Source organism: Microvirga sp. P4_A5 (genome assembly GCF_056402495.1).
The window spans coordinates 1-9,811 of record NZ_JBFUHH010000132.1; the positions used below are offsets into that span (position 1 = coordinate 1).

General features: G+C 56.9%; 12 protein-coding genes and 1 pseudogene. 7 read left to right on the forward strand and 6 right to left on the reverse strand.

What is annotated here, in order from left to right:
* The coding region (locus tag AC1DVM_RS21220) for a peptide-methionine (S)-S-oxide reductase (RefSeq protein WP_477257786.1) at positions 1-361 on the forward strand (361 nt) is incomplete at its 5' end.
* A 1,089-nt stretch (positions 362-1,450) separates the two neighbouring features.
* Here the strand turns inward: AC1DVM_RS21220 and AC1DVM_RS21225 are convergent.
* Entirely contained in the window at positions 1,451-1,942 is a 492-nt protein-coding gene (locus AC1DVM_RS21225; protein ID WP_477257788.1) for a thermonuclease family protein, read from the reverse strand.
* 167 nt (positions 1,943-2,109) lie between these two features.
* On the opposite strand from AC1DVM_RS21225, the gene AC1DVM_RS21230 reads away from it, so the two are divergent.
* Positions 2,110-2,592 carry a hypothetical protein gene (locus AC1DVM_RS21230; RefSeq protein ID WP_477257790.1) on the forward strand — a complete coding sequence of 161 codons (483 nt, stop codon included), beginning with the start codon at positions 2,110-2,112 and terminating at the stop codon, positions 2,590-2,592.
* 69 nt (positions 2,593-2,661) lie between these two features.
* On the forward strand, positions 2,662-3,126 hold the full coding sequence (locus AC1DVM_RS21235; protein WP_477257792.1) for a hypothetical protein: 465 nt from the start codon (positions 2,662-2,664) through the stop codon (positions 3,124-3,126).
* Positions 3,127-3,161: 35 nt separating this feature from the next.
* Here the strand turns inward: AC1DVM_RS21235 and AC1DVM_RS21240 are convergent, their stop codons facing one another.
* Positions 3,162-3,449, reverse strand: coding sequence for an ATP dependent DNA ligase (locus AC1DVM_RS21240; RefSeq protein WP_477257794.1), 288 nt, complete (start codon positions 3,447-3,449; stop codon positions 3,162-3,164).
* 94 nt (positions 3,450-3,543) lie between these two features.
* Positions 3,544-3,843 (reverse strand): annotated as a pseudogene (locus tag AC1DVM_RS21245) (ATP-dependent DNA ligase); the annotation flags it as partial.
* Between AC1DVM_RS21245 and AC1DVM_RS21250 the strand changes: the two are divergent.
* The gene (locus AC1DVM_RS21250; protein ID WP_477257796.1) at positions 3,739-3,960 is read left to right on the forward strand and encodes a hypothetical protein; all 222 of its coding nucleotides are present in this window, start codon (positions 3,739-3,741) and stop codon (positions 3,958-3,960) included. The pseudogene AC1DVM_RS21245 and the gene AC1DVM_RS21250 sit on opposite strands and share 105 nt — an antisense overlap.
* Before the next feature lie 187 nt (positions 3,961-4,147).
* Positions 4,148-6,403, forward strand: coding sequence for a cadherin domain-containing protein (locus tag AC1DVM_RS21255; protein ID WP_477257798.1), 2,256 nt, complete (start codon positions 4,148-4,150; stop codon positions 6,401-6,403).
* 313 nt (positions 6,404-6,716) lie between these two features.
* Here the strand turns inward: AC1DVM_RS21255 and AC1DVM_RS21260 are convergent, their stop codons facing one another.
* Positions 6,717-6,992: a hypothetical protein gene (locus AC1DVM_RS21260; RefSeq protein ID WP_477257800.1), complete on the reverse strand. Its 276-nt coding sequence runs from the start codon at positions 6,990-6,992 to the stop codon at positions 6,717-6,719.
* A gap of 133 nt (positions 6,993-7,125) precedes the next feature.
* On the opposite strand from AC1DVM_RS21260, the gene AC1DVM_RS21265 reads away from it, so the two are divergent.
* Positions 7,126-7,251, forward strand: coding sequence for a hypothetical protein (locus AC1DVM_RS21265; RefSeq protein WP_477257802.1), 126 nt, complete (start codon positions 7,126-7,128; stop codon positions 7,249-7,251).
* Between the two features lie 124 nt (positions 7,252-7,375).
* Here AC1DVM_RS21265 and AC1DVM_RS21270 read toward each other — a convergent pair whose 3' ends face one another.
* Together AC1DVM_RS21270 and AC1DVM_RS21275 are read right to left on the reverse strand one after the other, a co-directional pair.
* Entirely contained in the window at positions 7,376-7,690 is a 315-nt protein-coding gene (locus AC1DVM_RS21270; RefSeq protein WP_477257804.1) for a superinfection immunity protein, read from the reverse strand.
* 535 nt (positions 7,691-8,225) lie between these two features.
* Positions 8,226-8,528, reverse strand: coding sequence for a hypothetical protein (locus AC1DVM_RS21275; protein WP_477257805.1), 303 nt, complete (start codon positions 8,526-8,528; stop codon positions 8,226-8,228).
* Positions 8,529-8,624: 96 nt separating this feature from the next.
* Between AC1DVM_RS21275 and AC1DVM_RS21280 the strand changes: the two genes are divergently transcribed.
* Positions 8,625-8,858: a helix-turn-helix domain-containing protein gene (locus AC1DVM_RS21280; protein ID WP_477257807.1), complete on the forward strand. Its 234-nt coding sequence runs from the start codon at positions 8,625-8,627 to the stop codon at positions 8,856-8,858.
* Positions 8,859-9,811: the final 953 nt, after the last annotated feature.

A 9,811-nucleotide genomic window follows, 5' to 3' on the forward strand; every position in this document is an offset into this window, starting at 1 on the left:
GCAAATCTATTTCTCGGCAGCCCATGATCCGACCGAGCTCAACCGTCAGGGGCCGGATGTCGGGACGCAGTATCGTTCAGCTATTTTCCCTATAGACGCCGAACAGGCCAAAATCGCCAGGGCCTATATTGCGCAACTCGATCAGACAAAGGCCTTCGATGCTGCTATCGTAACCAAGATCGAACCCGATCGGCCGTTTTATCCGGCCGAAGCTTATCATCAGGATTTTCTGACGAAGAACCCGTCTTATCCGTACATCGTTATAAACGACCTTCCGAAGATTGAGAGCCTGAAGCGCCTCTATCCCAAGCTCTACCGCGTCAACCCTGTCCTGGTGGGGAAAGCTGCAGGGACGAACTAATCCAGCAGGATGCGCTGCTGTCGCCAGTGTTGGCGTTGAGACATTTGCTGACGCAGAGATGAAGTAGCGAGGCTGAGAAAGATGACCGCAGAAGGCTGCATAACGGTATGAGGGTGATGACGCGTGTCCAGAGTGTTTGAACGAGCTGTAGTGGCTCATGTCACTGACGTGTTGGGCGCCACACACGCAAGGACGCCTGACTGGCTACTACGGCCCGGCCGCGACGAATGCGGGGAGCGCTGGCCGCTAGTCTGTGAGATCTACAATGACCTCACTGGCATGCAACTTCCAAACGAGATGAGGAAGATCGAACGACGCACCGTCGATTGCGTTCTTATCGTAGATGGTTCACGGCCTCGGGTTCTTGAGGTGGACGAAAGTCAGCACTTCAATCTCTTCCGCGCCCGGACACTTGAGCATTACGCAAGCCATACGAACTTAGCATTTGATCCAAACCTGTGGATCGCCAAGTCCCAAGCCAAAACTAAACTCGAGTCAGGCGGCTTCGGACGTCCAATGCCTCCGCTGTTCCCTGGAGACGCTGGCCGTCATCGTCAGCGAGCATTTCGCGACGCCTTGTGTGATATCCTTCCACCTCTCCACGGGTTCGCACCTACTCTGAGGATCGCTGACTTCGAGGTGAGGGATTGGATCAATGGAGATACGGCAAGAGAGGAAATTCGTCGACTTCTGTCGACTCGGATGACCCTAAGCATAATTGTCGACCCTCTTGGCGAATGCTCCCCAACCGGAAGAGGTGACCCTCAATAGGACCATGAGGGTAGGCGTAGATAGGTGTCTTCATTTAACAGCCGATCTCTTCCTTAATGGCCTCGACCTGGTTGAGCGACCGGCAGACGTTTTCACAGGGAATGCCATCGCTATCTGCGTCGGCGCGCTTGTATCCGCCACACCACATTTCGACCGCTTCTCGACAGGTGCTTGCGGCCTTGCAAGACCTACCGGCCTGAGCCACAACTAGTCGGTCAACGATCGATTTGGAGCGCACGCTTGGGGTGACTGTGGCAAATGCTGGCAGAACGCCCAGGGCGATCGCGAGAGTGATAACAAGGAAAATGACTGAGCGTCTCATGCCGGATCCCGTTCGCCGCGGCGCCAATCCCAAGGCATTACGAACCGCCCCGCCCATAGACCCCGTTTGCCTCTGCGCGCCTCAGTTTCGTTTGCCGTGTATCGGCCATCGGAATACCGCGCGTACTCCACCGCCCAACCCTGCCTCACGAGTTCCGCACTGAGGTCCCGACCGTCGACCTTGCACACTGCGATCACTCGCCCATACCGATCGCGATCGATCTGCTCGCAAACAGCCCGACCATTCCGACCAACCAAGCTCTGAAGCGCCTCGGCAGATTTGGGACCGCATAAATAGCTCCGGCTCGCCTCGGTCTGGCAGGTCTGCCGACCTTCAGGAGCATCGATCCCGTAGAGTCTGATGCGGGCTTCCATTCCCTGAAGCGCGATCGTGTCCCCGTCGATGACCTGGGCACGCCCCTCGAAGGATTGTGCGGCCGCGATCGACGGGAGTAGGAGGGTGGCGAGGAAAAATACGAGGTAACGCATAGAACTTGATCGCCTGAATTTTGTCTTTCCGCAAGGTCAAGCTGTCGGGTCCAAGTTCGCTCTCATTCCACTGGTAAACTCCGGGAATGTTAATGGAACCCGATGGCCACATGGCCCATTGCTCTTCCAAATATTCCTCGGCATATTGTCCGCTGKGGAGCTGAAACATGAGAATCCAAACGACAATCGCGGTGCTTTCAGCCGCGCTTCTGACGGGCTGTGCGAGCGCACAGGTCACAAGAACTTCCGCGAACACGATGATGATCGACGCAGGCGCCGCACCGGCCTGCGGTGGCCAAGGGGCCGCAAGGGTCGCTACGAAGAGCGCAGCGATCGAGACCATCAGAGCGGGTTACGACCGCTACATAATCACGGGCGCACAATCGCAGAACAACGTGTCGGTTTCGCAGATGCCTGGCCATATCCAGACCTCCGGAAGCGCCACCTACAACCGCGGGTTCGGCACCTACAACGCCACCAGCACTTACGTTCCCGGACCAACCATCGTCAGCGGAAGTCATGACCGCTCACTTGGTGTGGTGATGTTCCGTAATGGCGAGCAAGGCTCGGAGAACGCTCTTGACGCCCGGCAGGCGCTTGGCGCCGAGTGGCAGGACCTGGTGAAGTCCGGCGTCCACAACTGCCTTTAACCGACCGACCGTCTGGGCCCATTGCCATCTTCATTTGCCCCGCAATATCGGGGGTTTCTGGGGGAGCTTATGAAAAAGATGATCGTGGGCGGCGGCCTTCTTTTACTTGCGGCCTCGGTTCCGGCAGAGGCGAAAATTGAAATGGTATTCGCGAGCTGCGGTGAGTCTACGGGAATGGCCTTCTTCTTCGAAGGCAACATCGTCGGGCCCGGGCAGGGTGGATGGCTCAAGGATGGGGTTACCGGGGGCGGGGTCGCGCTGGTCAAGATGGACGGTCAACTGGATATCCTCTTCAAGGACACTACCGGCAATCGCTACTCCCACCGCGCCGGGGGCTCCGATGTCCGGCTGATCGCCCACTCCGGCAATTCTTATTTGGTGGTAGCTGAAAACAGGGAGGGCAAAACAGCCGAGCACTTTCTGTTTAAGACCAATGAACTCGGTGTTGGCACACTGGCGTGGGGAACAGTCCGTCTCGACAAGCCAGCCTCTAAAAGTTCATTGATGACAGCTGAGTGCGGACCCAACAAATGAGTCGACTATTCGTCCGACGTAGGATTCGTTGAATTTTAGTCCTCACGAACGCCTTTGAATGATGGATGGCGGAGCTGGCCGTTCGACGTCCGTCCGCGGTACTCGACTTCGACGCGGATCTCCGGCGTCGTCCAGCCGACGCTTTTCCCCTTCAGGCCGGCGATCGGCGGCTTTCTGACGATTAGGCGATCGAGTTGCCCCTTGATTTCCCGCGCGTTTGCGACAGCGAGCCCGGATCCGACGCCAACTGCAGGGTGAAGAATCCCGTCCCGCTCTTCTGCCAGCCGAATGCTTCCTAGGTTGCCGTCCGTCCGTCGTCTCATATCCGATCACCACGAATGTGTCCGAGAGCACGCACTTGATTTTGCGCCACTTATTGCGCCGTCCGGAACGGTATGGGGCATCCCGCCGCTTCGAGACGATTCCTTCCAGCCCATAACGGCAGGCATGAGCCCAGATTGTCCGTCCATCGCCCTCGAGCTCCTCTGACAGCATGACCCGCCGACTGCCGGGTTCGATGAGACTTTCCTGGGCGTCCCGCCGTCCCTCCAACTTCCACGATCGCAGGTCGTGCCCATCGAGAAAGAGAAGATCGAAGGCGAATAACACGGCTTGGTCCGCCGAGCCGCGGCCCTTTCTGCCGAGCACGGCTTGCAGGGCGCCAAAGTCGGATTTGCCTTGCTCATTCAGGACGACAGCTTCCCCGTCGATGACCACGCTGTAGACGGGCAATGTGCCGAGGACCGTCGCGATGCCGGGAAATTGATCCGTCAAGGCAAGGCAGGCGAAGGTTATCTGGCGGGTTCGGCCTGGATCGTGCCACAGGCGGCTTGACAGTCCGTCGAACGTGCCTTGATCGGATAAGAAATGCGAAGTCACAGACTTTCATGGGATGATGCTCTGCTTCTTTATTGCCATAGCCAAGGGGTGGCTCCGCACTGGTTCGGCCGCACTGTCTCATCTATAGACATATATGCTTCGCTAGTTCCTGAAGCCTTGCTTTACCAAGGGGAGAAGATGGGTGGCGACCTCCGTTGTTCGAGTCGGCAGCACGATGCCTGTCACGGGGCCTACGACCGCCCTGCGTGACGGCAGGTGGATCGCCATCAGAGAGGGAATTGGCCTCGATGATGATCACGGGATGTTCATGCAGATCTATTCCGCTGCTGGAACTCCTGTTGGTAGTGAAGTCCGCGTCAATACAACGACCGATCTGACACAAACGGGTGCCACTATTGCTTCGCTGACGAATGGTGGATGGGTGATCACATGGAGCGGGAATGGCACGCAATTGGACAACGCCGACGTCTATGGCGTGTTTCAGCAAGCCTACAATCCGGACGGCACAAGAAATGGTACGGAAACTCGCGTAAATGTCACCCCTGATGGCGAGCAGTATTTGCAACAGGTGACGGGCTTAGCCGATGGCGGATGGGTTGTTACCTGGACGGATTTCAGTGCCGATACCACCGGCGGCAACATCTCGCAGAGAGTCTTTAATGAAGATGGAACCCCGCGCGGAGGTCAGGTTCTCGTTAATACCACCACGTCAGGCCTCCAGTTTCGTCCAACTGTCGTCGCTCTGCCCCAAGGCTCCGAAAACAATCTTGCAGGAGGGTGGATTGTGGTCTGGGAGGGAAATGGTTCTGGCGACGGTCAGGGTATTTTCCAACAAACCTACAGCGCCTCCGGACAGCCGGTAGGCTCAGAAACGGTTGTCAACACTACCGTTGCCATGCCGATGAGCGGCGGGGACCAACAAAACCCGCACGTCACAGCGCTCAATGACGGGCGATGGGTCGTGACTTGGGCCGGATATGGCATTGGGGACAACCTCGGTATTTTCCAACAAATCTTTAATGCGGACGGATCACGGGATGGCAGTGAGGTTCGCGTTAACACCTCTACATCTCTGAACCAATTCGATCCAACGGTCACGGCGCTCTCCAACGGTGGATGGGTCGTCACGTGGCATGGGAACGGAGTCAACGATGACAATGGCGTTTTCCAGCAAGTCTATGCGGCCAATGGCACCAAAGTCGGAACGGAAACTCGTATCCACTTGGAAACGACCGGAGGCCAGGTGCTCGGCGGGGTGTCGGCACTTTCTGGGGGGGGCTGGATTTCGTCCTGGGCCGGAGACGACGCTGAGGGCAATTGGGGGTACTACCTTCAGAGTTTTAGGATTAACAACGACCCAACAGGCGTAAAGATCAACGGAAATGAAACCCTCACTGTTTTTGAAAGCCTCGGACCGGGGAGTGAGATCGGTGCATTGTCCGCCATTGACGTTGATACCAGCGCGCTTGATGAACGCTTCGCCTACCAAATCGTCAACGCTAGCGGTGATCCCATCAGCTCCGCACTATTTGAAATTGTGGGCAGCACGAGTGGCGAATATTCGCTGAAGCTCAGACCCGGCGTGACCTTCGATTATGAAAATCCCGCGCATCGCTCTCATCTTCTCAAGATCAAGGTCGTAGATGCGGCAGGCGCCGCGTATATACAGGATGTGACGATTAATCTCGCAAATCTTAATGAGAGGCCTAGCGACATTGGCGTTTCAAATTCAACTGTCGCGGAAAACACCGCTTCGGGTACGGCAATTGGAACGTTTCATACGGCCGACCCGGATGCTGACGAGGCATTCACCTATTCATTAGTCGGCGACGGAGCTGGTGGCCGTTTCGCCGTCAAAGAGAATACACTTTTCGTCAGTCGAGGCGCTGCTCTCGATTATGAAATGGCTACCAGCCATCAGATAATCGTACGTGTAACGGATAGGGGCGGATTGAGCTTCGACAAGACGCTAACAGTCTATGTGTCAGATATTCAGAACGAGGTCGTGGCTGGATCGAGTGCGGGCGAAAAAATCCTTGGCGGTTCTGGAAAAGACAAACTCTCCGGCGGGCTCGGGAACGACTTTCTAACGGGAGGCAAAGGGAAAGACGCCTTTGTCTTCGACACAAGGCCAAATAAACTCTCAAACGTCGACAAGATAACCGACTTTAAAGTTCTGGACGATTCGATTTGGCTCGAAAACAAGTTTTTTTCGAAACTCGGAAAGTCAGGCTCTGAGAGCAAGCCGTCTCAAATGAAGAAAGAGTTTTTTACCATCGGTAATAAGGCCAAGGATAAGAACGACTACATCATCTACGACAATAAGAAGGGAGTACTCTACTACGACGCTGACGGCTCCGGTAAGAGCAAGGGTGTGGAGTTTGCCAGTCTCTCGAAGAACCTCAAGATGACCTACAAGGACTTCTTTATTGTCTAAGTGACCGGTCAGAATCGAAGGATCCGGAAAGGGGCCGCTGAAGAGTAGCTGCTCTTTCTAGAGAGGCCAGCCAGGCATTTAATTCACCTGCTGCCGTCACTATTGCGGGTGGATGGCTCGGATCTCCGAATGAAACTGTGCAGGGGGGGAGCTCTGTATCCTTTTCCCGTGCCGCTCGAAATGCGGCACGGACCTTGTATGAATTTCAATGACGAGCAACACCTCAGACTCGTGTTGGCGTGCGGTGACGACCGGGCGCAGCGGTCGCACACTGAAGTCGGCCAGCGCCAATCGTGCCGCCCTTACTTTTACGTTAGCTTTTGAGGCTATCTGCGTAACGTTCGAGCACGAAATCTTTCGCGGCGTCCGCCTCCGAAAAAGTCTCGCGCTCGAAAAGCGTCTTGCTCAGCGGCTCACCGTCGATTTCGACATCGGTGACCCAAATCGCCGCGAGAAATCCCTCGGTAATCCGCAGCACCTGATAGTTTTCGTCGTCAGGATGCTCCCATTCAAGCTCGGGTTTGAGCTCCGCGAACTGCTCCAGGGAAACTGTGGGGCCGCTTGCAAGCATCATCTCGAGGTTTGTCATGAGTCTGCTCCAGGACGCCGCGGCACGTCGGCGCGCCGGGTGCTCGTCATCAAACGCGGGGGGCGTCTAAAACGAACCTAGAGGGGCGCGTGGCCCAAGACAACGTTAGGTGTGCGCCAGTGTGGATGTTTCCGTGGAAGACCTTCTCGACACCAACGACCTTGATATCGACGGTCCGCTTCCGGACCAGGTGGACGTGGTCCCCCGGGAAATTGATCCGCGCCTTCGAGCGGATGGAGGCATCGACGCGAGCGTGTAATCACGGAGGCGGGGAGTAGCGCTACCGGGCGGCCTCCCAAACCGGACGGCATACGAACCGGGTGCCCCCTCGTGCATCCGGAAGTAGGGCAAGGATTTGGAAGGGTGTGAAAGGGAGCGCGCTTCTACCAGTTCGGGCGTCTTAACTTCTTAATCGGCACTTCGGCCGCGGCTTCAAGGAACGGGCGGTGCGGGGGCGACGAGTTTGGGGTATCGGCGGTAGCCGCAACGATAACGTTGGGGCGCCGAACGGCCGTCGCGGCCCACACGATTGCCAGAACCCACCCCCAGAACATCCAACCCGCGAACAGATTTAATAAAAAGATTGCGACAGCTTGGTGATGTCGTCGCCGACACGCGACAATTGACGGGAGAAAGTAGAGGCCCATCGCAGCCAGGACGATCACGAAACCAGTGAAAACTGCCGGAACGGAGTCCATCGCCACGCACTCTATGATCAAACCAAGGTTGCATATCCCCTTGGACCTGTCCGCGACCCTTTCGAGGTGTGCCGCTGCAAGCCGAAATCGCCGGTATGTTTAAAACGGGGCAGTTTCTTCGCCACATTGCGAGCATCGTAGGCGCCGTCCAATCAGATCAGCTGGCGCCCTGTGGAGCACCGCCTTATGGCCGCACTGGCACTCGATCGTGATGTCGCGCACGATGGTACTGGGTGAGGTCGGGACGTGGACCGGCGGTCGCGACGGGGAGATAACAGCGCCCCGGTCCGCCGGCCTCTTGAAATCTGTCACCGCCTGTGCCGCCTGCTCTCTCAGAGAGGCTTTCGACGGCTCGGGACGTCGTGGGCTCTGGAACTCTACCGGAACTGTGGGCTCATGGACCTTGCGGCGGGCAAATCGCCCGTGATTAATCTTTGACATGGTGCTCTGCTCCTCTAAGGGAAAGCCCGCGGTGGCGGGCCTTCAATGTCGCTTTCCCTTAGGTGCCGCACGATCGCGGGCTGCTACACGTAGTTCAGGCCGCCTTGGCTAAATTTTCCGCGTCTGCGCGGATCGAGGCGACGAGCAAGGCAACGCGCCGGTCGGTCCATTCGCCCTCAGAAGAGTCCATCATGCGCTCGAGCACCCTAGTTTTGTCCGCCATGTGGCGCACCCCCGGCGCCGGGGTCGCCGCCACTTGAAGAACGAGAGTGTTTTGCCGATCCATGATGTCACAGAATGCGGTTTCATCGCCCACGGTTCGAACGGATTCAGTTGCGGTCCAAAAATCTTGGATGAGATTGTCAAAGTCGGCCGATGGAGAGGCGGTGGTCGTCATCCTTAGTTGCTCCTACTAGGAACGCACGATATTGTGCGCATGAAAAGTGCAATACAAGCTTGGTTCATGTCAACATTAAAAGTGCGAGATTCGACTGTGGCCGTGAYAGCCTCCCAGACCAGAGCCGCGCGCGCCTTGCTCGATTGGTCGCGCGAAACATTGGCCCATCGGGCAGAAGTTGGCTTGCGGACGCTGGTCGATTTCGAGCGCGGGGCGCGATCGCCACATAGCAAGACGCTGGAGGCCGTCAGGGCGGCCCTGGAGGCCGCCGGCGTGATCTTCATCGCCGAAAACGGCGAGGGCCCGGGCGTCCGGCTTCGCAAAACGTGACGGTTCTGCTCAAAGTCGTGACGTCTAGTCTCGCCCACGTCCATTGTCTTCGCCATTTGTGACTGTCCTGACGCGATTGGTGACATCTTCGGCGGGTTCAGTGACACCGACGCTAGAGCGCCTTGCGCGGTGCTCGTCGCGCGCGCTTCACGTTCCTCAGCCAGTCGAAGGATCCAAGGCCGTACAGTTTTTGGCCGCACTCTGGCGATCGCCTCCTCGAGCTCGCCCACTTGCTCGAGCTTGGTTCGAACAAAGTCTCTGGGAACGCGCGCACGCTTTACGTCCAGGTACCAAACTTCGTCCTGATTGAAATCGAGAACACCCTGGACTTGAAGTCGTACGAGCGAGATCCGGAACAGGTGACCTCCGTACCAGGATTCTTCGACAAGATGGTTTTTACGGCACCACGCTAGAAACTCGCGACGCTTAAGGCGACCATGTTTACGCAGGTGGCACATCATCGGACGACTACGCCAGATACGACGTACCTTGCCGGGTGCCTTCACTATCACACGCTCATCGCGTATTGCACGGGCGGTGCAACGTGTGAAGACGATCGATCGTTCCGCTGCCAATTCATCGAGTGCAGCGCGTAGAAGCGCGCTGCTATACGCGCCGTAATCCAATTCGGCCTTCTGAACTATCCTCTTCAACTCGAGGCGCTTGATCTCGCCGTGCTCGCGCAACGTCCAGAAGACAAAGTCGCATAGTTGGGAATGACGCGACGCGACCACGATAGCGCTCTCCATTTGGGATTGAACAAATCTAGAATAAAAAATGCCCCCGCGGACTAAATCGCGAGGGCATTCATGGAAGTCATTCACCAAAGCGCGTCGGGGATCTCTTCCGACGCACGGATATCTATACAGTGAGACAACTTACGCGTCATCATAAATCCAGCAACCATAATGCCTTTCAGGGTTGAAGAGGCCGAAAGCTACTCAACACACCAC

Bases quoted from the DNA above. Each gene is read 5' to 3' on its own strand.
- AC1DVM_RS21275 (WP_477257805.1), bottom strand. From the start codon at position 8,528: ATGACGACCACCGCCTCTCCATCGGCCGACTTTGACAATCTCATCCAA.
- AC1DVM_RS21235 (WP_477257792.1), top strand. From the start codon at position 2,662: ATGAAAAAGATGATCGTGGGCGGCGGCCTTCTTTTACTTGCGGCCTCG.
- AC1DVM_RS21240 (WP_477257794.1), bottom strand. From the start codon at position 3,449: ATGAGACGACGGACGGACGGCAACCTAGGAAGCATTCGGCTGGCAGAA.
- AC1DVM_RS21260 (WP_477257800.1), bottom strand. From the start codon at position 6,992: ATGACAAACCTCGAGATGATGCTTGCAAGCGGCCCCACAGTTTCCCTG.
- AC1DVM_RS21230 (WP_477257790.1), top strand. From the start codon at position 2,110: ATGAGAATCCAAACGACAATCGCGGTGCTTTCAGCCGCGCTTCTGACG.
- AC1DVM_RS21270 (WP_477257804.1), bottom strand. From the start codon at position 7,690: ATGGACTCCGTTCCGGCAGTTTTCACTGGTTTCGTGATCGTCCTGGCT.
- AC1DVM_RS21225 (WP_477257788.1), bottom strand. From the start codon at position 1,942: ATGCGTTACCTCGTATTTTTCCTCGCCACCCTCCTACTCCCGTCGATC.